Origin of the sequence: Saccharothrix sp. ALI-22-I (assembly GCF_001984175.1) — a bacterium.
Taxonomy (GTDB): domain Bacteria; phylum Actinomycetota; class Actinomycetes; order Mycobacteriales; family Pseudonocardiaceae; genus Actinosynnema.
This window is the reverse complement of record NZ_MTQP01000065.1, coordinates 328205-351596: the sequence shown is the minus strand read 5'-3', so window position 1 is coordinate 351596 and position 23392 is coordinate 328205. Positions and strand designations below refer to the sequence as shown.

18 protein-coding genes are annotated in these 23392 nt (G+C 69.8%); 7 read left to right on the top strand and 11 right to left on the bottom strand.

The window, feature by feature from the left end:
- Positions 1–142: 142 nt before the first annotated feature.
- Complete coding sequence (locus ALI22I_RS49650) at positions 143–1429, top strand: hypothetical protein (RefSeq protein WP_143532468.1); 1287 nt, start codon at positions 143–145, stop codon at positions 1427–1429.
- Between the two features lie 262 nt (positions 1430–1691).
- On the opposite strand, the gene ALI22I_RS28420 is transcribed toward ALI22I_RS49650, so the two are convergent.
- Genes ALI22I_RS28420 through ALI22I_RS28405 form a run of 4 tightly spaced genes read right to left on the bottom strand, consistent with a single transcriptional unit; the run spans position 1692 to position 5006 of the window.
- Positions 1692–3197, bottom strand: coding sequence for a hypothetical protein (locus ALI22I_RS28420; RefSeq protein WP_077008595.1), 1506 nt, complete (start codon positions 3195–3197; stop codon positions 1692–1694).
- Entirely contained in the window at positions 3194–4180 is a 987-nt protein-coding gene (locus ALI22I_RS28415; protein ID WP_077008594.1) for a hypothetical protein, read from the bottom strand. The genes ALI22I_RS28420 and ALI22I_RS28415 overlap by 4 nt, the downstream gene beginning before the upstream one ends.
- The gene (locus ALI22I_RS28410) at positions 4177–4383 is read right to left on the bottom strand and encodes a hypothetical protein (protein WP_077008593.1); all 207 of its coding nucleotides are present in this window, start codon (positions 4381–4383) and stop codon (positions 4177–4179) included. The genes ALI22I_RS28415 and ALI22I_RS28410 overlap by 4 nt, the downstream gene beginning before the upstream one ends.
- Positions 4380–5006, bottom strand: a complete 627-nt coding sequence (locus tag ALI22I_RS28405; RefSeq protein WP_077008592.1) for a helix-turn-helix domain-containing protein — start codon at positions 5004–5006, stop codon at positions 4380–4382. The genes ALI22I_RS28410 and ALI22I_RS28405 overlap by 4 nt, the downstream gene beginning before the upstream one ends.
- Positions 5007–5136: 130 nt before the next feature.
- Between ALI22I_RS28405 and ALI22I_RS28400 the strand changes: the two genes are divergently transcribed.
- Complete coding sequence (locus ALI22I_RS28400; protein WP_077008591.1) at positions 5137–5673, top strand: hypothetical protein; 537 nt, start codon at positions 5137–5139, stop codon at positions 5671–5673.
- 84 nt (positions 5674–5757) lie between these two features.
- Here ALI22I_RS28400 and pulA read toward each other — a convergent pair whose 3' ends face one another.
- The 4 genes from pulA to ALI22I_RS28375 form a co-directional block, all read right to left on the bottom strand.
- Positions 5758–11271: a pullulanase-type alpha-1,6-glucosidase gene (gene pulA / locus ALI22I_RS51240; RefSeq protein WP_238598620.1), complete on the bottom strand. Its 5514-nt coding sequence runs from the start codon at positions 11269–11271 to the stop codon at positions 5758–5760.
- A 129-nt stretch (positions 11272–11400) separates the two neighbouring features.
- Positions 11401–12126, bottom strand: coding sequence for a MerR family transcriptional regulator (locus tag ALI22I_RS28385; protein ID WP_077008590.1), 726 nt, complete (start codon positions 12124–12126; stop codon positions 11401–11403).
- A gap of 33 nt (positions 12127–12159) precedes the next feature.
- Complete coding sequence (locus ALI22I_RS28380; RefSeq protein WP_077008589.1) at positions 12160–13686, bottom strand: alkaline phosphatase D family protein; 1527 nt, start codon at positions 13684–13686, stop codon at positions 12160–12162.
- 52 nt (positions 13687–13738) lie between these two features.
- Positions 13739–14671, bottom strand: coding sequence for an alpha/beta hydrolase (locus ALI22I_RS28375; protein ID WP_077008588.1), 933 nt, complete (start codon positions 14669–14671; stop codon positions 13739–13741).
- A 162-nt stretch (positions 14672–14833) separates the two neighbouring features.
- On the opposite strand from ALI22I_RS28375, the gene ALI22I_RS28370 reads away from it, so the two are divergent.
- The 3 genes from ALI22I_RS28370 to ALI22I_RS28360 all read left to right on the top strand — a co-directional run bounded on the left by ALI22I_RS28370 (position 14834) and on the right by ALI22I_RS28360 (position 16943).
- Positions 14834–15925, top strand: coding sequence for a PucR family transcriptional regulator (locus tag ALI22I_RS28370; protein WP_077008587.1), 1092 nt, complete (start codon positions 14834–14836; stop codon positions 15923–15925).
- 335 nt (positions 15926–16260) lie between these two features.
- Positions 16261–16557, top strand: coding sequence for an ArsR/SmtB family transcription factor (locus ALI22I_RS28365; RefSeq protein ID WP_077008586.1), 297 nt, complete (start codon positions 16261–16263; stop codon positions 16555–16557).
- Positions 16554–16943: a VOC family protein gene (locus ALI22I_RS28360; RefSeq protein ID WP_077008585.1), complete on the top strand. Its 390-nt coding sequence runs from the start codon at positions 16554–16556 to the stop codon at positions 16941–16943. Before ALI22I_RS28365 ends, ALI22I_RS28360 begins: the two co-directional genes overlap by 4 nt.
- A gap of 42 nt (positions 16944–16985) precedes the next feature.
- Here ALI22I_RS28360 and ALI22I_RS28355 read toward each other — a convergent pair whose 3' ends face one another.
- The 3 genes from ALI22I_RS28355 to ALI22I_RS28345 are packed head-to-tail and all read right to left on the bottom strand — an operon-like array spanning position 16986 to position 21393.
- Entirely contained in the window at positions 16986–17339 is a 354-nt protein-coding gene (locus tag ALI22I_RS28355; protein WP_077008677.1) for a DUF4233 domain-containing protein, read from the bottom strand.
- Between the two features lie 47 nt (positions 17340–17386).
- Positions 17387–18751 (bottom strand): bifunctional tetrahydrofolate synthase/dihydrofolate synthase, encoded by a 1365-nt coding sequence (gene folC, locus ALI22I_RS28350; protein WP_077008584.1) that lies wholly within the window; start codon positions 18749–18751, stop codon positions 17387–17389.
- Positions 18748–21393: a valine--tRNA ligase gene (locus ALI22I_RS28345; RefSeq protein WP_077008583.1), complete on the bottom strand. Its 2646-nt coding sequence runs from the start codon at positions 21391–21393 to the stop codon at positions 18748–18750. Before ALI22I_RS28345 ends, folC begins: the two co-directional genes overlap by 4 nt.
- 106 nt (positions 21394–21499) lie before the next feature.
- Here ALI22I_RS28345 and ALI22I_RS28340 point away from each other — a divergent pair, with 106 nt between their 5' ends.
- Both ALI22I_RS28340 and ALI22I_RS28335 read left to right on the top strand, forming a co-directional pair.
- Complete coding sequence (locus tag ALI22I_RS28340; protein WP_143532467.1) at positions 21500–22396, top strand: hypothetical protein; 897 nt, start codon at positions 21500–21502, stop codon at positions 22394–22396.
- Between the two features lie 67 nt (positions 22397–22463).
- Positions 22464–23363: a hypothetical protein gene (locus ALI22I_RS28335; RefSeq protein ID WP_077008581.1), complete on the top strand. Its 900-nt coding sequence runs from the start codon at positions 22464–22466 to the stop codon at positions 23361–23363.
- The last annotated feature ends 29 nt before the right edge of the window (positions 23364–23392 follow it).

Sequence of the window (23392 nt, the reverse complement as noted above, 5' to 3'; positions counted from 1 at the left end):
AATCCAGGGCGAGGAGCGAGTTACCTGCGTGCGACGGTTGATCCTCGGGCCGACTGAAGCCCTTGTCTGCGCCCGTGGACGCGACCCTGCTATATATATAAGTCATGTATGGCAACTTGAATTGTTGCCGTACAATGCCGACATGAAGCCCGCCGCACGCGCATTCTTTAGGACCGGAATGATCTCGCTAGAACATGCCAGTCATCATTACGACAAAAGCTCCGAGGCTGACGTCGTGCAGGTCGTGCTATCGCTCGACTTCGGTATTGAGATGCTGCTGAAGGCTGCGGTTCTCAATAATGGCAGGACCATCATGAAAGGCACCAAGTCAATGACTCTTCTTGAAGCCTTGAAGGATGCCGGACCGTACAAAAACGGGTCAACGGTAGAAATCCTGCATGAGCGACGCAACAGCTTGCAACACTTCGCGCAGCAGACTGACGCGGCTACATCACGAGATCTTTACGAGGGCGCCATCCTTTTTGTCGAAGAGTTGCTTACGGACAATCTCAATGAGAAGCTACCACCCTTGGTGAGGGTGCCGTCGGGCCGGGTTTATGTTGTACCGTCCACCGATCTACTAGCGCCAGCCGACGTACTGCAAAGAGATGTAGACACAGATGCGGGGGTAGTGGTCTGGGCGCAAGGGGTACCTGGAAGCAACGCCCTGGCCGTGCACGCTCGCCTGCCTAGCGGTGAAATTCGACAGCTCACGCCGAACGACGAATTCGAGTACATGCCTCACACGAACGGTCGGGCGGTTGTTGCCTACCGACAGTCGGGCGGGGTTGTTTACTACGACCTAGAGAAGGACAGTCGAGAAGTCCTCAGCGAGACCGGTGGACCTACTGACGTCAACGAGGAGTGGATCGCAGCGCAGGGCTTGTCTATCGAAGGCGGCCTAGGGGGCGGCGTATGGCTCTACAATCTCTCGGCCAAGAAGTGGACTCAGGTTACCGAAAGCGCCAGTAGTAGTAGCGCTTGCTTGAGCTCTCAGTATGCCGTGTGGTCAGAATTTGTTGAGCCTGAACATGTGCTTATGCGTAAGCCGCTTAACGCGCTCGATGAGGAGCCCACTGTTCTCGCCCGCGGAGCTGTTCATCCCTCAGTATCCGACGGTAGGGTCGCATATGACGGTCGCGGTGATGTTGAAGGAATCCACATCATCTCAATTGAGTCAGGCGAAGAGCTTTACTCAGTTCCCAACGGATCTTTCGCACACCTCAAGGGGAGCCTCGTTGCTTACCTTCTCAAAGAGGGTGAAAGTTACTGGGCCGTACTTGATGATGTAGTCCGTGGAGAGCGGATCATGGGGTCTGGGAACGTAGGTTTCCCTGTGGGGCGAGGGCCGGTAATCGGCGAGGGTGCGGTCTTCTACGAGTCGGTTACTGGTCGGACTCAACACGCCATCTTCCGGATGCCGATTTGACCTTGACGCTATAGCACTAGGTGCTCACTTGAGGGGAGAGCGCCAAGTCTGTAGCACCGATCAAGGCCGCGGCGGTGCCGAGCATCAGCCAGCGGCCGGCCCGGAAGTCGCGCGAGGTGGTCATCGTGGGCGTTGCTGACCTCGGCGGTGTGCCGAGGTGGTCGGAACAATGCCCCGAGCGGCCTATGCGGGCTTGTAGAAGGGGAAGTCGCGGTGACCCATCGGGTCGGAACGCGGCGTGTTCGTGCAGATCAGCGCCGTCTCATAGCGTCGCTGGGGGTCGGAACAGCCGTGTGGGGTCGGCACTGGCGTGCCGACCCCGCTCCGGCCTCAGCCGCCGTGGATCGCGGTCCGGATCGCGTTCAGGTCGGCGACGCTGACCGGGTTGTCGTGGCCCGGCATCCGCCGCTTGCCCACCGGGGGCACGCCGGCGGCGCGCAGCGCCTCCCCGAACGCCTTGACCTCCCAGCCGATGCGCCCGGCGAGTTCCGACCGGGACACCAGGCCGTGTTCGTCGTCGCCGATCACGTCGGCCAACAGTGCCAACACCTCGGGCAGCTCGTGCACCAGCTCGGCGTCCACAGGCTCCGGAACGGTCGCGCTGATGGTCACCTCGTCGGCCAGGCGCGCGGCCACCGTCGCGTCCCTTGCCATCGGCGATGATCAGCCGCACGTGCGGGTCCAGCGCGGCGGCCGTCAACGGCAGGCGAGCGACGAACGTCTTGCCCTGGCGCGGGATCGCGCCGATCAGCAGCGACGTCCACACCACCGGCAGGGTCACCGCCGCGCCGCGGGCCGTGGTGCCGAACGGCACCGGCCGCCACAGGTCCCACGACGCCGCCGACGCCAGCGGGCTGGGGACCGGTTCGGCGGCGTACGGGTCGGCGTCGCCCACCCACAACGCCAACCTGCCCGCGTGGCCGTCGTCGCCGCGCACCCGCTCCACGATCAGCCGCACCTCGTCCACCGCCAATGCCGAGGCCAGCGACTCCCGCTTGCCGATCACGTCCGACGCCTTGCGCGACGGTGGCAGGTCGAGCGTGAGTGCCCATCCGGCGCCGTCGTGGCGCGGGGCTTTGACCAGCATCAGCGATTCGTCGCGGCCGATCAGCTTGGCGTCGCGGAAGGCGGTGACCAGGTGGTCGCCGTTCATCAGCCACGCCAGCGATCGGGAACCGAGCTGCGTCCTCCGGCCGCCCGCGCCGTCCTTGCGCCGCCCGGCGACCGCCAGACCCACCGTCACTGCGCTACCGGTGACCAGCAGCGGCAGCGAACCGGCGGTCAGCTCGGTGATGAGCCCGCCCAACCCGATCCCGCCGACGGCCACCACCGAGATCACGCCTCGGCGGCGACGCACGACGGCGATCTCCTGCCACTTGTCGGCCAGCCGGTCGGCGGCCTTGGACGCCTCGTAGAAGTCGGCCACCCGCACCCAGACCCACCACGCGCGGGCCGACACCGTCAGGCCGCGTCCGACCGCCGCCGGGTACCGCACCGGCACCAGCACCGCCCGACCCGCCAGCTCCATGCCGGCCTGGCGGGCGGACTCGGCGGTCTGCCACTGGGCGGGCAGGCGGGACACCGCCGACTCGGCCAGCCGGCGGGCGCGGGAACGCTGGTACTCGGCCTCGGTGATCAACTCACCGTCCAAAACCGGCGCAGCCTGCACCACGCTCGTCCCCTCGGCGTCCGCCCCGCTGGACACGGCGGCGTTCGGGAACGGGATCAGCTCGCTGGCCACGTCGTCCTTCTGCTCGGTCAGGCTCACGCCGCACCGCCGCGCAGGGCGTCGCGGACCTCGCGGGCGGTGTCGGTGCCGCACCCCAGCGCCTCCCGCAGCCGGGTGGCGGACGGGTCGGCGGGCAACCGTCCGGCGGTGATCAACCGCCGGGCACGGTCCACGAGTAGGGCCATCCGGTCGTCGGTAGCCCCGTGCTGTGCCGCACCCGTCTCGGGGACGTTTTCCCTGTACTCCGGGCCGGTAGGGGAAGCAGTAGGGCCTACCGGCAAGCCGTGGTCCAGGTCCGCGAACGCCGACCAGACCACCGGCAGCACCGCGACCGCGCCGACCGCGACCAGTGGGCCGATGGCGTGCGCGAGGAGTTGCATCGCGTCGAACCGCGCCCACGGCACCGACACCCACGGCAGGTACGGCCACACGTTCAACGTCAACGTCACCGCGAGCGCCCCGTACTCGACCACCGTCAGGTGCCGGTGCCGCAACACCCGGCCCCGGGTTGCCAGGAATGCCCGCGCGCCGACGATGACCAGCAGCACCGCCGAGATCACCGGTTCCACCGCCCACGCGCCCCACCAGGCCGCGCCCCGCTCGGTCATCGACCGGGTCAGGGTGTGGTGCACGCCCGTGGTCGACCAGCTCAGCGCACCGACCAGCGCCGCCAAGGCCACGACGGTGAGCACCAGGCGTACCCGCGCGGCCTGCCACGCGCGGGCCGCCGAGTCCTGGGCCAGCGCGTGCAGCCGGGCGGCCTCGGCGGCGCGTTTGCGGCTGCGGCGCACCCGGTCGGTGTCGAGCAACAGCGGAGCGGCGTCGGCCTGCAACTCCAGCAGCGCGTGCGCCTCGTCCACCTCGGCGCGCAGCTCCCGGACCCGCCTGGTGGCCGGCGGAACATCGACGGGGATCACGTCCGGTACGGCCGGGGCTTGCCCGGCGACGTACTTCTCCAGTTCGGCCACGGCGCGCTGCACGTCCTCGTCGCTCGGCTCGGGGAAGGGGATGAAGGTGCTCATCGCCGTACCCCGCAGTTTCCGCCGGGGCAGTCCACGATGCGCCAGGTGCGCCGGGCGGCGGCGTTGCGTCCGGACAGCAGGTTGGTCGCGTCGCGCAGCCGCTCGGCGGCCTCCCGGTTCTCCAGGCAGTGCGCCGGAGAGGTCCAGCCGCCGGGGTGCGCCAGGGTGGCGGGCTCTGCGTAGGTGAGGTGCACGCGGCTCATCGGGCACCCCCGCTCCGCTGCGGCGCGCAGCGCGGGCACGGTGTCGAGCGTGTGCGGTCCTCGTCCAGCCAGACCACGCGAGCTGAGACCGGATCGGAGTCGCGGGCGTCGCACTGCCCGCACACCGGAGACACCGCCGAGCGCCCGCCGGGCGCGCTCGGCGCGGGACGGTTCCTTGGACGGTTAAAGGACGGTTCGGGCGTCATGCTGACGCCCCGCTTGGTCGCTGCTGACGCCCCGTTCGGGCGTTGCTGACGCCCCGTGCTGGTCAGCGGGGTGCCATCCTGACGCCCCGCTTCCGCACCTGTGGACAACCTGGCCGACAACACCAGGTCGTACACCTGGGGACGCTGGTCGGCGCGCTCGATCCGGGCATCGCGCACGCGGGTGTTGCCCCTGCGGATCAGATCCAGCTCCTCCAGCGACCGCAGCGCACGTTGCACAGTGCGCCGGGACAGCCGGGTGTAGCCGATCATGCGCTCCACCGAGGGGAACGCCTCGGTCCCGTCGGGACCGGCGTGGTTGGCCAGCGCGATCAGCGTGATCGCCAGTGCGGCGGCGTCCTTGCGGTCGGTCGGGATCGGGGCGTGGTTGAGCGCCCAGTTGATCGCTTCGATGCTCATGGGTGCACCGCCCCGGAACTCGGGTACGGCAGGATGAAGTGCACGGCTCGGACCTCCGACGTCCAGGTCGAGGTCCCGTTCAGGTGTTCGCGCACCTGGCGGGACCGCTTACTGGCACTTCAGTAGATCCATGACTTTCGCGCTGCTGCACACGTTGGACCTGGAGGACGCGCCGGGCTTGTTCCTCGGGACGTTCATGGCGGACGTGTGGGTCAGCAGTGTCGTGCTGGTGGTCATGCTGCCGTTGACGGTGTTCTACGCGATCAGCAGGCGGTCACGCACCGCTCCGCTCGTGGCGGCCGTGCTGGTGGCGTTCCTCGTGGCACACGTGATCGCCTACCACTTGTGGTGGGTGCCGGTGGGCACGGCGGTGGTCACGGCCGTGCTGGTATTCGCGGGCCTCGTACGGCGGCGTCCGGACACGCAGGTCAAATTCGTCCTGCACAGGTTCGGCTACCTCGTGGCCGCGGTGGCGTTGGCGGTCGCGGCAGTGGTGGCCACGCCGTGGGTGCCGTTGGAGCGGATCGAGCTGAACGACGGCGCCATCGAGGCGTACGTGATGGAGACCAGCCCCGGGTTCGTGAAGGTGCTCGGCGCACAGGAGCGGGAGTTCCGCATCCTGCGCACCGAGGACGTCCGATCACGCGTCGAACTGGCCGATCACTGAACCCAAACGCCACTTGTCCGAGATCCGCACACCCGTGCGGGTAAGGGTGATGCCTGCACGCCCGTTACCGCGACGGATCTCACCTCATCGGGTGAGCACCACCACCGAACGGGCCGGGGCCTTGATCGTGTTGCCGTCGATGACGGCCTTGTCGCTGGTCAGGGCGTGGTTCTGCCAGTCGCCGGCGGCTGCGACGGACTTCTCCACCGGGTACGGGTTCACGATGACCAGGACACCGCGCAGGCTGGGATCGGTGTCCGGGCCGACGGTGTCGTCCAGGAGGGCGGCGACCACGCCCGGCTCGGCGGTTGGGAACGACAGCTTCTGCTGCACCAGGGCCGCGTCGTTCAGGGTGAACAGCGGCGAGGACGTGCGGATGCGGAGGAGTTCCACCGTGTTGGCCAGGGCGGCACGCATGTCGGTCGACGAAGGCTTCAGGGTGGCGTTGGCCAGCAGAGGAGTGGCGTAGGGCCACTTGTCCTCGTTGTCCGCCGACGGCGGCAGGCCGCGACCGAAACCGTTGTCCCGCAACGACGGGTCGTAACGGTTGAACCAGTCGCCCGAGTCGTAGCTGTTGCGGTCCAACGACTTCGAGCGCAGGAACTCCGCGCCCGCGTGCAGGAACGGTTGGCCTTGGCCCAGGAGCACGGGTGCCAGAGCGACCTTCTGCATCCGGACGCGGTCCGCCATCGAGGTGGCTACAGGCAGCTTGTAGGTCTGCGAGTCGAACAACGTCTCGTTGTCGTGCGCGTCGATGTAGGTGATCACGTCGGCGGGCCCACCCGTGTACCCGGCGGGCGAGCCGTTGTACGGCACGTCGCGGCCGGAGATCACCCCACCGCCGGTGGACTGGAACTGGTACGACGCCATGTTCCCCGCCATGCCCAGCTTGACCAGGTCGGTGTAGTTCGCCAACCTCGCAGCGACGTCACCGTTGGCCGGAGCGCCGTTCGGGTCCCCTGCCAGACCGGAAGCCAGCCCCTGCACGCGGGGATCGGCGTCGAACGGCCCACCGCCGCGCACCGCGTCCCGCAGCCGGTCGCTGAACGTGCCGATGCCCGTCCCGGCCATGTTCGCCTGCGTGGCCTGCTCGAACCGGGCGTTGCCCGCGACCTCGCCGAAGTCCCAGCCCTCGCCGTAGATCCGGATCTTGCGCCCGTCCACGCCGTCGGCGGCGACGGTCAACGCGTCCAACGCCGCCCGCACGGCCAGGATGTTCGCCTTCGGGTGGTGGCCCATCAGGTCGAACCGGAAGCCGTCCACCTTGTACAGCCGCGCCCACCGCACCACGGAGTCCACGACGAGCTTGCCCATCATGGCGTTCTCGGTGGCGGTGTTCGCGCAGCACGTGGAGTCGGCGACGGTGCCGTCGAGGTTGAGCCGCTGGTAGTACCCGGGCACGACCTTGTCCAGCACGGACGTCGCCGCGTCACCGGAGGCGGCCGTGTGGTTGTAGACCACGTCCACCACCACGCGGTTGCCGTTGTCGTGCAACGACTTCACCATCTCGCGGTACTGCTTCGAACGCGCCCACCCGGTCTGCGCGTCGTCCGTCGCGTAAGAGCCCTCGGGCACGTCGTAGTGGTACGGGTCGTAGCCCCAGTTGAACCCGTCGTTCGCGGCGATCGCCGCCACGCACGACTGCTGGTCCGGGGAATCCGCCGGCAACGACGCCAGGTCGCACGCCGGTTGCTGCTGGTCGGCGCGCTTCTCGGGGATGGTGGCGATGTCGAACGTCGGCAGCAGGTGCACGGTGTCCAGACCGGCGGCGGCCAACTCCCGCAGGTGCGTCATACCCGTGGACGACGAGTGCGTGAACGCGCGATACGTGCCCCGGTCGGACACCGGAACGGAAGTGTCGCCGATCGAGAAGTCCCGGACGTGCAACTCGGTGATGCCGTGCTCGGTCGGGTCGCCGTCCAGGCCGCGCGCGACGTGACCGGCCCAGCCGTCGGGCATGGTGCGCGCGTCACCGAGGTCGGCGAACTGCGAGTGCGTCGAGTTCACCGCCAGCGCTACCGAGTACGGGTCGGTCACGGTCACCGTGCGCCCGGCGACGGTCACCTCGTACAGGTAGAACTTGTCCCGCCACGCCCCGGACGCCGACCACGAGCCGGACGCGTCGTCCCGCGCCAGGTCCACGGTCGTCGCCGTGCCACCGGGCTGGTCGAAAAGCTTGAGTTTCACCGAGGACGCCGTCGGCGCCCACAACCGCGCGGTCACGCCGTCACCGGAGAACGTCGGCCCGTACGTCAGCCGGGCAGCGGCGGCCGCGAACCGGTCGTCCAGCACACCGGCGATCTGCACGCCCGTGCGGTGCCGCAGACCGCCACCGGAGTCGACGTGCACGGCGGACAGCTTGCCGCGCAACGCCTCGTCCAGCCGCTCACCGTCCCGCACCCGGAACACAGGCTTGCCCCGCAAGTGCGGCAACGGCACGGCTTCCGACGACGGTTCGAGCCGCAGCACCTTGCCGTCGTACTCCAACCGGTAGCCGTCGGACGGCACCACCGGCACGTCCCACACCACCAGGTCCTTCGACACCCAGATGGCCTTGGACTTGGTCAGGTCGTCGTCCACGCCCTCACCGCCCGAAGGCGGCAGCACGTAGGAGATCGAGCCGTCCGGTTTGGTGGAGCCGGAGACGTACCAGACCTCGTACCCGGTGCCGGTGACGTCGAGGAACTGGTCCGGGCCGGGGTCCTTGGCGTCACCCCGGTGGATGATGTTGCTCAACCCCGCCGCGCCCGGTTCCAGCGGGACCGACCAGTACACGCCGAATCCATCGGTACCGTCCGGCACCCGTGACTGGTTCCAGCCGGGACTCGGTTCCAACGACCCGGTCCAGTGGTAGAGCGTCCAGTCCGCGTAGTCGCCGGAGGGCCGGTTGTAGTGGATCACCGCACGGTTCTGCGCGGCGGCCAGGCTCGCGTACACCTTGTCGTCGTTGACCCACGCGCGCCCGGCCGTGCGACCGGACGCCTCGACCGTGCCGCCGCGCACCACGGAGAACTCCACCGGCGCGGTCGCCGGAACGGTCGCCACTCCCCCGTTGAACGGGTAGTCGACGCCGCCCGCGCGCACTACGAGCCCACTGGCGTCACCGGTGTGCGTCACCACAGCTTGGCCATTAGCGGCGACTTCACTCGCGTGCACGGCGGTCTGTCCCTGCTTGAGCCACACCTGCGGCGTCACGCTCGGGTCGACGAACCGGTCGCCGTCGGTGTCCTTCTCGTCACCCCGGTGGGCGATGATGCCGACCGACCTCGCGCCCGGCTTGAGCTTCACCCAGGCGAACCGGCCGTACGGCGTCTCACCCGCGAACGGCAGCGGCGCGTCCCACGTCGGAGCGTTCTCGATGTCACCCCACGCGTGCAGGCCCCACCCGTCGTAGTCGCCGGCGGGCCGGTTGTAGTGCACCACCATCCAGTCGGACGTCACCGTGCCGGGCGGCTCGACCGGAGGTGCGGCCACCAGACCGACGCGGGCGCTGTCCGCGCCCAACGTGCCCTTGGCGTCCTTGGCCACCACCCGGATCTCGACGTTCTTGCCCACCGCCGCACCCGGCAGCTTCGAGAGATCGGCGAACACCCGGTACGGCGCGGCGTCGTCGGTGCCGAGCACCTGCCAGTCGCGTTCACCCCCGACCCGTGCGGCGAACGTGGCCTGCGCGTACGGGGAGGTGACGCCGTCGGCGCGCAGTTCGACCCGGTCGTCCAGCACGGTGCCGGCCGTCGGCACGGCCAACGTCGGCGTGGGCGTGGTGGCGGTCAACGTGCCGGTGGACTTGAGCACCAGGGCGGACAGTGCGGGCACGGTCACGGTGACCTTGCCGTTCAAGGCGTTCACCTGCGAGCCGGCGGCGGGCCAGATGGGCCGGTAGCCGCGACCGGACACCGGGACGTCGACGGTCGCGGGCGCGGTGCCGGCGTTGGCCACCACCAGGTGTTCGACCTGCTGGGTGCGTCCCGTGCGGCTGAACGCGATCACGTCACCTCGGGCGAGGCGCAACGCCTGGTTGCCGTCACGCCACACCGGGTCCGCGTCCACGAACTTCGCCAGGCTCTTGAGCTGCTGGTACAGCGGGTGGTCGGTGCGGAAGTTGTCCACCGCGCCGGTCCGGTCGCTGCCGATCAGGTCCTCGGCCGCGTACTCCGGCGTGGCCGAGGCGAACATGTCCTGGCGGGCCGGCTTGTCGCCGCCGGTGCCCGCGAAACCCTGCTCGTCGCCGTAGTAGACGACCGGGTTGCCGCGCCACAGGTACATCAGGGCGTTGCCCAGCTCCAGCCGGTCCAGCAACTCGGCCTCGGAGATGCCGGGGCGGCTCTGCCGGACCATCCACGCGATCCGGCCCATGTCGTGGTTGCCGAGGAACGTCGGCAGCGAGGAGGCGTTGGAGTCCGCGTCGGTGTACCGGTCGTCGTCCACCAGCACTTCACCGAGCCGTGCCGCGCCTTCACCGGACAGGAACGTGGCGGCGCCGCTCTGGAACGGGAAGTCCAGCGTGGCCTGCATCGTGCCGGTGGTGGTGTAGCGCGAGGTGAACGCCGGGTTGGCGTCGAAGACCTCGCCGAACACGAAGAAGTCCTTCTTGCCCCGCATCGCCGCGTACTGCTTCACGTGCGGGGTGAGGGCCTGCCAGAACTCCATGTTGACGTGCTTGACCGTGTCGACCCGGTAGCCGTCGATGCCCAGCGTGTCGATCCAGCTGGTGAAGATCCGCTTCATGCCGCGCACGACCGTCGGGTGCTCGGTCATCAGGTCGTCCAGGCCGAAGAAGTCGCCGTACTCGTTGGACTCGCCGCTGAACGTCGAGTCGCCGCGGTTGTGGTAGAGCTGCGGGTCGTTGAGCCAGGCCGGGGTCTTCTCGCCCTTGACGACCGGCGTGTACGGAGCGGTGAGCTCGGGGAAGTCCGGCTGACCGGCGATCTCCGCGATGTCGACCGGGTTGCCCTGCTCGTCGAGGTAGGGCTGCGCGCCGGTGCTGACGTAGTCGTGCTCGCCCTCGGCGTAGTCGATCAGGTCGGCGGTGTGGTTGGCGACGATGTCGAAGAAGACCTTGATACCGCGCCGGTGCGCGTCCTGGATGAGCCGCCGCATCTCGTTGGTCGTGCCGAAGTGCGGGTCGAGCTCGGTGAAGTCGGTGGTCCAGTAGCCGTGGTAGCCAGCCGAGATGTCGTCGCCGGAGCCCTGCACCCAGCGGTTGCGGAACATCGGGGTCATCCAGATCGCGGTGATCCCCATGTCGTCCAGGTAGCCGATCTTGTCACGCAGGCCCTTGAGGTCGCCGCCGTGGTAAAAGCCCTTGTCAGCGGGGTCGTAGCCGCTCTTGAGCCGGTCGGTCTCGGCCGTGCCGCCGCGGTCGTTGCGCGGATCGCCGTTGGCGAACCGGTCGGGCATCACGAGGTAGAACCGCTCACCGGTCAGATCGGCCCGTAACACGTCCTTGGCCAGCGCTTTGTCACCGCTCCGGACGCCGGCCGCGATGTCGGTGACCGCGCCGACGGCGAGCCGTCCGACTTCGGGCGCGGCCCCCGCGGGTGGTGGGACGAACGGCACAACGGCCAGGGCGATGAGCGCGGCGACGGCCCGACGCATCACGCGACCTCCTTGTCGCAAGATTTTGCAACCCCGCCCCGGCATCGAACGCGGGGCGAGGTGCACAAAACCACGACAATCCTGGCCGAACAAGGCCCATTCGGCTGCAAGTCCTTGCAGGACCTTGCGTCACTCCTGGTAGAGCCAGACCCAGTTGCCCGACGGGTCCTTCACCGCCGAGTTGCGCGGCATGCCCACCGAGTCGCGCGGGGCGACGACCTCCACCCCGCCCGCCGCGACGGCCCGCGCGTGGTACGCGTCCAGGTCCGGCACGAGCAGCCCGAACGTGCTCGGCCCGAGCCGGTCGGTGTCGGTGCGGTCGTCCAGCAGGTGGATCAGGAAGAACCCGTCGGTGCCGGGCTGACCGATGATGAGCGACGAGTACTCGTCGTTCCCGGCCCGCCTGGTCACCTCGTACCGCATGTCGAACGCCGTTTGGTAGAACTCCGCGGCCTTGGCCGCGTCGTCCACCGCGATCTTCATCTGCACCGGGCGCACGCCCGTGCCGGGTGTGGACACGGTGATCCCCTCCTCCACATAGCGGTCTACGTCGCCGAGCCGGGCGGTGAGCACGTCACGCTGCCGCACCAGCCGCCTGCGGTGGTTGGCCAGCACCTCGGTCGCGTCACCGCCGTCGACCACCCGCCGGATCTCCTCGATCGGCAGGTCCAGGCAGCGCAGCGCCAGGATCAGCCGGGCGCGGCGCACCTGCTCGCGCCGGTAGCGCCGGTAGCCCGACGCCGGGTCGACGACGTCGGGCGTGAGCAGCCCGACGTCGTCGTAGTGCCGCAGCGCGTGCACGGTCAGCCCGCTGAGGTGCGCGAACCGCCCGATGGTCATCAGCTCGTCCGTCACAACACCACTGTGAGGTCTCGGGTCACCCGAGGGTCAACGTTCGGGATGGAGAGTCTTGCTCCACAACGACGCGCCCTTGATGTCACGCAGCCACACGGTCAGCTCACCGTCACGCGACACCTCGACCTCGCCGAAGTGCTGGAAGCCGTCCAACGGCGTGGTGTTCGCGGCCGGCGGGGCGTTCACGAACACCGCTTCGGGCCCGAACGTCGGGTCCAGCGCGTTCGGCCCGAACGCGCCCGCGTTCAGCGGCCCGGACACGAACTCCCAGAACGGGTCGAAGTCCTGGAACGACGCCCGCGCCGGCGAGTAGTGGTGCGCGGCCGTGTAGTGCACGTCCGCCGTCAGCCACACCGTGTTGCGCACCCGCCGCCGCTTCAGCTCGCTCAGCACCCAAGCCAACTCGTGCTCACGACCGCCCGGCGCGCCCGGCAGCCCGTTGGCCACGCCCTCGATGTCCGTGCCGTCCGGCACGGTCAGCCCGATGGGCAGATCGGCGGCGATGATCTTCCACGTGGCGTGGCTGCGGTCCAGCGAGTCCACCAGCCAACGGGCCTGTTCCTCCCCCAACACGTGCCCGGCACCATCCTTCGGCGAGGTGTTGGCGTCCTTGTACGACCGCATGTCCAGCACGAACACCTCGACGTGCGCGCCGTACCGGAACTTCCGGTACACCCGGCCGTCCACCGCCTGCCGCGGGTCGATCGGCTGCCACTCGTGGAACGCCTGGAACGCCCGCGCGGCCAGCACGTCCACCCGCTTCTCGGTGTACTGCGGCAGGGTCAGGATCTCGCCGGGGTACCAGTTGTTGACCACCTCGTGGTCGTCCCACTGCACGATCATCGGCACCTGCGAGGCGAACGAGCGGTACTGCGGGTCGAGCAGGTTGTAGGCGAACTGGCCCCGGTACTCGTCCAGGGTCTCGGCGACCTTCAGCTTCTCCAGGATCACCACGTTGCGCCACACACGCCCGTCGGGCAGCGTCACGGACTCCTTCAGCGGCCCGTCCGCGTACACCGTGTCGCCGCTGTTGATGAAGAAGTCGGGACGGCGGGCGGCCATCGCGCCGAAGATCGGCATACCGCCCAGGTCAGGGTTGCTGCCCCAACCCTGACCGGCCACGTCACCGGACCACACGAACCGCACGTCGTCACGGCCCAGCGGCGCGGTGCGGAAGCTGCCGACCACGGCCTCACTGCGGGTGCGTCCGTCCAGGTCCTCGGCGACGACGCGGTAGTGCACGTCGCGCCCGCCCGGCAGACCGCGCAGCCGCACCCGGCCGGTGCCACCGGACTCCGGCGTCAACATCGGCCCGCGCACGGTGCGGACGTGCCGGAACGACGGGTCCGACGACACCTCCACCAGCATCCGCGACGGCCGGTCGGCCCGGGTCCACACCAGGCCGCCGTCGAACGTCACGTCACCGGACTGCACACCGTGCGTGAGCACCGGCCGGCTGCCACCACGCGCCAACGCCACCCCGCCGGGCACGAACGCCGCGGCCGTACCGATCGCACCGGCGCGCAGCAGCGTCCGCCGGTTCACCACACCATCGCTCATGTGCGGCTTTGTAACCGGTGAAGCCGAATTCCCGGTGAACTGGACCCGTCGTCTACAGGCCCAGCGCGCGGCGGAGCACCACGATCTCCTCCTCCAACTCGCGCTGCGCCTGCTGGGCGTACGCGAGCAGGGAGGAGCCGTGGAACGTGCCGCTGAACAGGTGCAACTCGACCGGCACGCCCGCGTCGATCAGCTTGAGCGCGTACGCGATGCCCTCGTCCCGCAGCGGGTCGAACTCCATCGCCGAGACGTAGGCGGGCGGCAGGCCGGCGAGGTCGGTGGCACGGGCGGGCGCGGCGTAGGGCGAGACGTCCTCGCCGCCACGCTTGCCCTCGCCGAGGTAGCTGTCCCAACTGATCTCCGCGAGCGGCCGCTTCCACACCGGGGTGTCCACGAACTCGCGCGCGCTGCGGGTCTCCAGCCGGTCGTCCACCTCGGGCACGCCGAGGTACTGGAAGCAGATGCGCGGGCCGCCACGGTCACGGGCCAGCAGCGCCAGCGCCGCGCACAGGCCACCGCCCGCGCTGTAGCCGTTGATCGCGATCCGGTCCAGGTCGACGCCGAGTTCGCCCGCGTGCCCGGCCAGCCACTCCAGGCCTGTGTAGCAGTCCTCCAGGCCGCCGGGGAACGGCGTCTCCGGCGAGAGCCGGTAAGCGACGGCCACGACCACCGCGCCGGTCTCCTTGGCCAGCCGCACGTTGCGCGGGTGGTCGGCGTCGACGCTGCCGATCACGAAACCGCCGCCGTGGATGGCCAGGATCGCGGCGGGCGCGGCGTCGTCGGGCCGGTAGACGCGCAGCGCCAGTTCCGTGCCGTCCGCCCTGGTCGTCGTGCGTTCGGTGATGCTCAGGCCGGTCTCGTCGACCTCGCCCAACTCGCGGGTGAGCTCTTCCATGCCCTTGCGGGCCGTCGGCAGGTCGGTCAGGTCCAGCTCCGGCAGCATGTGCACCGCGGCGGCGAGTTCCGGGTCGATCGCGTAGGCCACGTCATCTCCGATGATGAAAGGGGCCCGGCTTCGATGCCGGGACTCGATTCCGAGTGTGGTCCGCGCCACTCGGCCGCACCTCCGACAGGCGTCGGTATTCCGGCGCCGGGAACCCGACATTCGTGCCGGCCTGCGGTAACGCTCGGGGGTTACGCTCGGGACGTGAGGGGCCTGCTGCGCAAACTCTCCACGCTCGACGCCGACGCGGAGACCGCGATCCGGGTGATCGCGTACTTCGACACGCTGGTCGAGAGCCGCGCGAAGCTGGTCGAAGTGGTGCGTGCGACGGCAGGGCTGGCCGACTGCGTGGTCGGCGTGGAACTCGACGGCAGACCACCGATGCGCCACGGACCGGACGGTAGACCCTTCGCGGGCGAGCCCGGCGTGGTGACCGGTGAGGCCGCGATCGGCGAGTCGGGCCGGGTGTGGCTGGAACGCCCGGACGGCCCGCGCCCGTTGGACGACCTCGTGCTGGAACGCTGCGCGATCACCATCCGGGTGCTGGAACCACCCCGCCACACCGCCGCGCCGCACTTGGCGGACCCGGCGCTGATCGAGCTCCTGCTGTCCGAACGGGAGGCGCCCGAGGACCGGGCACGGGCCGTGAAGCTGCTGGGTCTCGCACACGACCGGCCGTTGCGGATCGCGGCCGTGGAGTGCGGTCCGGGACTCGATCCCGGCGCTGAGGCCGTTCGGCTAGTCGCACGGACAGGTCGGCACGTGCCCGTGCGCGTGGCGCTGGTCGGACGACGTGCCGCCCTGGTCCTGCAACCACCGGACTCACCGGGCCTGGCGGAGGCGTTGACCGGCCGGGTCGGCGGCGAGGTACGGCTCGGCTTGGGCGGGACGGTCGATGGCCTGAACGCGCACGCGTCGTGGAAGCAGGCGCAACAGGCGCTCCGGTTCACATCCGCCGAACACCCAGTGGCCGATTTCACCGGCCTGGGCGCGACGGCGTTGCTGGCCGAGGTGCCCGTCGAACTGCTGCGCCAGGACGCCGACGTGACGGCGTTGAACGCGCTGGCCGCGACGCCAAGCGGGAGGCTGGACGTGGCGGCGTTGGAGGCGTTCTGCCTCAGCGGCTCACTGCGCAAGGCGGCGGAATCACTGCACCTGCACCACAGCTCGGTCGCGTCCCGACTGGCCAGAGCCGAGGACGTACTCGGCTGGTCACTAGACACCCCACACGGCCGCTTCCGCACAATGGTCGCCCTGCTGGCCCGCCGACTGGCGACCCCGGACCACCGAACCTAAGATCATCCAACCTGTCCCCGACCTGGCTCCCCAGCCGAGATCACCCGGACAGGCGAACCGTGCAACCTGGACAACCTAAACCGCATGTCTCATGTTGTCGCGGGACTCGCGGACACCGCATGGGAGGTGTACGCCAAGCGGGACCGCGCGGAAGCACTCTTCAGCGCCTTCGGCTGAACCCCAACGCCCCGAACGCCTCCCCGAAAGGGACCGGAACGACAGCGTTTCGCACGACCAAGACCTGGTCTCAGAACCCGGTAGCGGCACGACGAGCGAAGGCCCGTGCGGCCATCCTCCCTTGACAGGCAAGTGGAGACTTGCCTATAACTGTACCCGTGGACGCAGACCCCGACCTGTTCAAGGCCATCGGTGACGCGACGCGACGCACCATCCTGGACGAGCTGATCGACAGGGACGGTCAGACGCTGTTCGAGATCTGCGGCCGACTGACCATGAAGCACGGTCTGGCCTCCTCGCGCCAAGCCATCTCGCAGCACCTCGCGGTGCTCGAACAGGCCGGCCTGGTGCACACCCGGCGGCAGGGCCGGTACAAGTTCCACCACATCGACACGAGCCCGCTGCGCTCGATCGTCGAGCGGTGGCCCATCGACCGAGAGGCACCGAACCCGTGATCCGCATCAACATCACCAGCGTGTTCGTCGACGACCAGGCCAAGGCGCTGGCCTTCTACACCGAGAAGCTGGGGTTCATCAAGAAGACCGACGTGCCCGCCGGCGGGGCCCGCTGGCTCACCGTGGTCTCCCCCGCCGACCCGGACGGCGTCGAGCTGCTGCTGGAGCCGGACGGCCACCCTGCGGCGGGCCCGTTCAAGAAGGCCCTGGTCACCGACGGCATCCCGTTCACCCAGTTCGCCGTCGACGACGTGTACGCCGAGGTCGAGCGGCTCAAGGGGCTGGGCGTCGAGTTCACCCAGGACGCGACCGACTTCGGGCCGGTCGTCACCGCCGTCTTCGACGACACCTGCGGCAACCTGATCCAGATCGCCGCCATGAAGTAGTCGCTCGCCCCGGCCGACTGGCGAGCCAGCCGGGTTCGCCACCTAGCCCTGCTGCTGGCTGGGTAGCCGCCCCTCGGCCATCCGCCTCGCCACGTCACGCCGCAGCCACAGCAGGTACACCCACACCAGGCTGAACACGACACCGATGCCGCCGAGCGCGGTCAACGCGAACCACGACGCCACCATCACGACGTGGATCGCCACGATCACGTACACGGCCCACGAGCGCTTCAACAGCGCGCACGTGGCGATCAGCGCGACGATCAGCGCGAGCACCAGGTACCCGGTGCCCGTGCCGATGCCGCCGCCCAGTTTCGCCACCACCGGCAGCGCGAGGGCGACGACGATCGCCTCCAGGATCAGCGTGCCGGCCATGATGCCCCGGAAGGACTTCATCGGGTCCTTCTTGGGCACCGGCACGCCCTCGGGCACCGAAGCGGAAGTCACGAGGGCTCCTTGCCGAACAGCGCCCGCGCGTCGCCCGCCGTGACGACCGAGCCGGTCACCACGACACCGCCACCCGACACCATGTCACCGTCGTCGCTCTCCTCGGCCAGCCGCACGGCTTCCTCGATGGCGTCGACCAGGTGTGGCTGCACGACCATCCGGTCCTCGCCGAAGATCGGGATCGCCACGCCGGCGAGCAGGTCGGGGTCCATCGCGCGGGGCGAGGAGTTCGCGGTCAGCACGACCTCCTGCACGACGGGCTCCAGCGCGCTGAGGATGCCCACCGCGTCCTTCTCCTGCATCACGCCGACCACGGCGACCAGCTTGCGGAAGCCGAACTCCTCGTCCAGCGCCTTCGCCAACGCCTGCGCGCCCTGCGGGTTGTGCGCCGCGTCCACCAGCACGGTCGGCGCGGACCGGACCCGTTCGAGCCGGCCGGGTGAGCTGACCGTGGCGAACGCCTCGCGCACGATGTCGATGTCCAGCTGCCGGTCGGCGCCCGCACCGAAGAACGCCTCCACGGCGGCCAGCGCCAGCACCGCGTTCGCCGCCTGGTGCGCGCCGTGCAGGGGGAGGAACACCTCGTCGTACACGCCGCCGAGCCCTTGCAGCCGGAGCATCTGCCCGCCCACCGCGATATCGCGGTGGACGACGCCGAACTCCGACCCCATCCGCGCGATCGAGGCGTCCACCTCGGCGCACCGCTTCAGCAGCACCTGTTCGACGGCGGGGTCCTGCTCGGCGAACAGCGCGACCGCGCCGGGCTTGATGATCCCGGCCTTCTCCTCCGCGATGCCGGCCAGGTCGGCGCCCAGGTACTCGACGTGGTCGAGCCCGATGGGTGTGATCACCGCGATCCGGCCGTCGGCGATGTTCGTGGCGTCCCACGACCCGCCCATGCCGACCTCGATCACGGCAGCGTCCACCGGCGCGTCCGCGAACGCCGCGAACGCCATGCCGGTGAGCACTTCGAACTTGCTCATCGGCACGTCGCCGCGCGCGTCCACGATCGACAGGTACGGCTCGATGTCGCGGTAGATCTCGACGTACCGCTCGGGGCTGATCGGCACGCCGTCCACGCTGATCCGCTCGGTCGCCAGCTGGAGGTGCGGGCTGGTGTACCGGCCGGTGCGCAGCCCGATCCGGGTGAGCAGCGCGTCGATCATCCGCGAGGTGGACGTCTTGCCGTTCGTCCCGCCGACGTGCACCACGGGGTAGGTGTGCTGCGGGTCGCCGAGGATGTCGGCCAACGCCCGGATGCGGTCCAGGCTCGGTTCGATCTTGGTCTCGGGCCAGCGGGTGTTCAGCTCCGCCTCGACCTGGCGCAGTTCCTCCAACGCCCCCGTCTCGAACCCGCTCACGACTGCTGCCCGCTGTCCTGCGGCAGGGTGTCGAGCCGGGCGTGGATGCGCTCGATCTCGGCGTTGGCCGCCGCCAGCCGGGTCTGGATCTTGGCCACCACCTCGGCCGGCGCCTTGTCGAGGAACGCGGCGTTGCCGAGCTTGCCCTCGCACTGGGCGCGTTCCTTCTCGGCCACCGCGAGGTCCTTGGCCAGCCGCTTGCGCTCGGCGACCACGTCGACCGTGCCGGACAGGTCCAGTTCGACCTTCACCGTGCCGGCGGGCAGGCCGACGTCCAGCGACACGGTCACCGAGAACTCGTCGCCGGGCTCGGTCATCCGGGTCAGCGAGCGCACCGCGGCCACCTGGCCGGTCAGGTCGACGCAGCACGCGCCGCGGACCTTGCCGGCGACCTTCTGCGCGGGCTTGAGGCCCTGGTCGTTGCGGAACCGGCGGATCTCGGTGACCAGCTTCTTCAGGCCCTCGATCCGGCCTGCGGCCACCTCGTCGCGCTCGACGCCGGTCGGCTTGGGCCAGTCCGCGATCACCAGCGACTCGCCGCCGGTCAACGTGGTCCACAGCGTCTCGGTGATGAACGGCGTCAGCGGGTGCAGCAGCCGCAGCACCACTTCGAGGACGTGGCCGAGCACGGACTGAGTGGCCTCGGCGCGCGCGCCGCCCTCGGCGAGCTGGACCTTGGCCAGCTCCACGTACCAGTCGCAGAACTCGCCCCAGGTGAAGTGGTACAACGCCTCGCTGAGCTTGGCGAACTGGAACGACTCGAACTGGCCGTCCACATCGGACACCAGCTGGTCGAGCAGGTCGAGGATCCAGCGGTCGGCGTCGGTCAGCTCGTCGCGCGGCGGGAGCGGGCGTTGCACGGTGGCGCCGTTGCTCAGCGCGAACCGGGAGGCGTTCCACAGCTTCGTGGTGAAGTTGCGGGAACCGGCCGCCCACTCCTCGGCGATGGCCAGGTCGGAGCCGGGGTTCGCGCCGCGCAGCAGGGTGAACCGGGTGGCGTCGGCGCCGTAGGTGTCCATCCAGTCGATCGGGTCGATGCCGTTGCCGCGCGACTTCGACATCTTCTTGCCGTACTGGTCGCGGATGAGGCCGTGCAGGAACACGTGGTCGAACGGCTGCTTGCCGTCCATCGCGTACAGGCCGAACATCATCATCCGGACGACCCAGAAGAACAGGATGTCGTAGCCGGTGGACAGCACGCTGGTCGGGTAGAACTTGGCCAGGTCGCTGGTCGGCGTGGGCCAGCCCAGCGTGGAGAACGGCCAGAGGCCGGACGAGAACCACGTGTCGAGCACGTCCTCGTCCTGCACCCAGCCCTCACCGGGCGGCTCGTCGTCGGGGCCGACGCACATCACCTTGTCGTTGGGGCCGTACCAGACCGGGATGCGGTGGCCCCACCACAGCTGGCGCGAGATGCACCAGTCGTTGAGGTTGTCGACCCAGTCGAAGTAGCGCTTGGCCAGCTCCGGCGGGTGAATCGTGGTGCGGCCGTCACGCACCGCGGCGGAGGCGGCCTCGGCGAGCGGGGCGACCTTCACCCACCACTGCATGGACAGGCGCGGCTCGATGACGGTGTCGCAGCGCGAGCAGTGGCCGACGGAGTGCTGGTACGGGCGCTTCTCGGCCACGATCCGGCCCTGTTCGCGCAGGGCGGCGACGACCGCCGGGCGTGCCTCGAACCGGTCCATGTCCTGGAACGGGCCGTGCGCGGTGATCACACCGCGGCCGTCCATCACGGTGAGCGCGGGCAGCTCGTGGCGCTGGCCGATCTCGAAGTCGTTCGGGTCGTGCGCCGGGGTGACCTTGACCGCGCCGGTGCCGAACTTCGGGTCGACGTGCTCGTCGGCCACGATCGGCACGTACCGGCCGGTCAGCGGCACCTCGACCTCGGTGCCGATGAGGTGGCGGTACCGCTCGTCCTCGGGGTGCACGGCGACCGCCGTGTCGCCCAGCATCGTCTCGGCGCGCGTGGTCGCGACCACGATCGAGTTGTCGCCGGAGCCGTAGCGGATGGAGATGAGCTCGCCGTCGTCCTCGGAGTGGTCGACCTCGATGTCGGACAGCGCGGTCTGGCAGCGCGGGCACCAGTTGATGATGCGTTCGGCGCGGTAGATGAGGCCGTCGTCGAAGAGCTTCTTGAAGATGGTCTGGACTGCCTGGGACAGGCCCTCGTCCATGGTGAAGCGGGTGCGCGTCCAGTCGACGCCGTCGCCGAGGCGGCGCATCTGGGCGAGGATGCGGCCGCCGACCTCCTCGCGCCACTCCCACACGCGCTCGACGAACTTCTCCCGGCCCAGGTCTTGGCGGGACTTGCCCTCGCCGGCCAGGGAGCGCTCGACCGCGGTCTGGGTGGCGATGCCCGCGTGGTCGGTGCCGGGCAGCCACAGCACCTCGTAGCCCTGCATGCGGCGGCGGCGGCTGAGCGCGTCCATGATGCTGTGGTTGAGCGCGTGGCCCATGTGCAGGCTGCCGTTGACGTTCGGCGGCGGCAGCACGATGGAGAACGGCGGCTTGTCGCTGGTCGCGTCGGCCGTGAAGTAGCCGCGCTCGACCCACCGCTCGTACAGCCCGGCCTCTACCTCGGCCGGGTTCCAGGCCGGCGGGAGTTCTGAGCGCTGCGGTGCGGTGGGGGTCTCAGTCACGGTCGAAGTCTACGGAGGCGGGGCTATCGACTTCTAACCAGATACCTGGTAGCGGCTCGCACGTGTGATGCTGCTGCCTTCGAACGTGATCAGCGGTGGGGGAAGCATGGGGACGGACACGTCTGACGAGCGCCTGGGGCCGGGCGACGACACGTGGGAGGACCGCCTGGGCCCGAACGACGAGAACTCGTTGCGGACGCGCGTGGAGCTGTGGTTCGAGCGCAACGGCAAGGTGCTGGGTGCGCTGGTGCTGCTGGTGGTCATGGCGCCGGTGTTCGCGCTGTGGCGCACGGGGAGGTTCGACGAGGTCCTCCTTCTCCCGGACAACCCGGCGCCACGGGTGACGGCGCCCGCGTCCGTGTTCGGGTTGCCGCCGGGCCTGGTGGTCGACGGCGTGCCGCTGAACCGGCAGACGCCGTTCGCCGGGACGACGGAAGACGGCTGGGCGGACGGCGCGGCCGGTGTGGTGGTGCCCGAGGTGGAGGAGTGGCAGGCGGGAGTGGTGCCGGCGGAGCAGCAGGTGGCGGCGTTGGAGCGGGTGCGGCAGGTCGTCGTGGCGGCACGGCTCGACCCGCGGGTGCTGGCCGGCGACGTGGAGCCGGTGCTGGCGCTGTTCGCGCCCGAGCAGCGCGAGGAGCTGCGGGGACGGCTGGCGTCGACGGACGGCGGGTCGGTGGCGACGCGGGTCGCGGACGGCGAGCGGCTGCTGGACGTGGCGCCGAAGGTGTCGGGATCGATGTCGGTCTCGGCGAACGTGCCGGGCGAGGTGGTGGTGCGCACCTTCTTCACGTTCGCCTACGCGTTCGACACCGATCTGGAGCTGCGCGGCCCGGCGGACGTCGTGGCGAAGGCGACCCACCAGGCGGACTACGTCGTGCGAGGTGACGCCGTGTTCCTGGGTGAGGCGAACAGCCACTACGTCGGGGGTTCGTGCGGGGATTCCGACCGGAGTCGGGTCGCGCCGGCGGTCAGCGCGCCGTACGGCATCCCGTGCCTGCGCTGACGTCCCCTATCGACTTCTCGGCGAAGAGCTGATAACGCCTTCGGTAGAGCTTTCGAGTGGGGGGAACGTGGACGAGTACCGGATCGAGGACCACCCCGACCTCCAGGACGCCGGGTGGGCGCGGGACGCCGTGCGGCGGGCCGAGCGCGAGGCGCGGGCGCGGCGGCTGCGGTCGTTGCCGAGGCGGCCGCGGCGGAGGTTCTGGGTCGGGCTGGCGATCGTGGTGGCGGCGGCGCTGCTGGCGTGGGCGGTGTTCGAGACGAACTCGGGTTCGCCGGCGGGACAACGCGCGGTGGACCTGGACGAGCCGTTCGCGGGCACGACGGCGGCGCCGTGGGCGGACGGCGCGGCCGGGGTGGTGGTGCCGGAGGCGCGGCAGGTGGGCACGTTCCCCGCTGACCAGGTCGAGGCGGCGTACCAGCGGGTGCGGGAGGCGGTGGTCGCGGCCCGGCTCGACCGGCGGGTGGTGCAGGAGCACGACCTGGAGCCGTTCTTCGGGCTGTTCGCGCCGGACCTGCGGGATTCGCTGCGGGTGCTGTTCGACGGCCGCAACGACGGTGAGGCGGCGCTGGTGGTGACGCGGGTGGCCGAGGGTTCGCGGCTGGCGGAGGTGGAGCCGAAGGTGCGCGGCGAGATGGCCGCCGAGGCCGGGCCGGGCGGTGAGCTGGTGGTGCGGACGGACTACACGTTCGCCTACGCGTTCACGCCCGACCGGCCGGAGGCGGTGCGGGGGCCGATGGACGTGGTGGCGTTGTCGCGGTTCCAGGTGCGGTACGCCATCCGCACCGGCGACCCCGGCGTGACGGGCCTGTGGGCGGACGCGTCGGCGGGTTCGCTGCACTCGATCGCGTGTTCGGCCGCCAAACGCGGCTACCTCGCGCCCGCGTTCACCGAACCGTCCCTGCCGCCGGGCCTGGACTTCGACCTCGGCGCGCCCTCGTCACCCGCCGACGGCTGCCCCGACTGACCCCCTTCCGTTGCCTTGTGTTGCCTTCC

What these genes read in the sequence shown, in the direction of transcription:
- ALI22I_RS49650 (WP_143532468.1), top strand. Translation starts at nt 143, where the DNA reads ATGAAGCCCGCCGCACGCGCATTCTTTAGGACCGGAATGATCTCGCTA.
- ALI22I_RS28415 (WP_077008594.1), bottom strand. Translation starts at nt 4,180, where the DNA reads ATGAGCACCTTCATCCCCTTCCCCGAGCCGAGCGACGAGGACGTGCAG.
- ALI22I_RS28410 (WP_077008593.1), bottom strand. Translation starts at nt 4,383, where the DNA reads ATGAGCCGCGTGCACCTCACCTACGCAGAGCCCGCCACCCTGGCGCAC.
- ALI22I_RS28405 (WP_077008592.1), bottom strand. Translation starts at nt 5,006, where the DNA reads ATGAGCATCGAAGCGATCAACTGGGCGCTCAACCACGCCCCGATCCCG.
- ALI22I_RS28400 (WP_077008591.1), top strand. Translation starts at nt 5,137, where the DNA reads ATGACTTTCGCGCTGCTGCACACGTTGGACCTGGAGGACGCGCCGGGC.
- pulA (WP_238598620.1), bottom strand. Translation starts at nt 11,271, where the DNA reads ATGCGTCGGGCCGTCGCCGCGCTCATCGCCCTGGCCGTTGTGCCGTTC.
- ALI22I_RS28380 (WP_077008589.1), bottom strand. Translation starts at nt 13,686, where the DNA reads ATGAGCGATGGTGTGGTGAACCGGCGGACGCTGCTGCGCGCCGGTGCG.
- ALI22I_RS28355 (WP_077008677.1), bottom strand. Translation starts at nt 17,339, where the DNA reads ATGAAGTCCTTCCGGGGCATCATGGCCGGCACGCTGATCCTGGAGGCG.
- ALI22I_RS28340 (WP_143532467.1), top strand. Translation starts at nt 21,500, where the DNA reads ATGGGGACGGACACGTCTGACGAGCGCCTGGGGCCGGGCGACGACACG.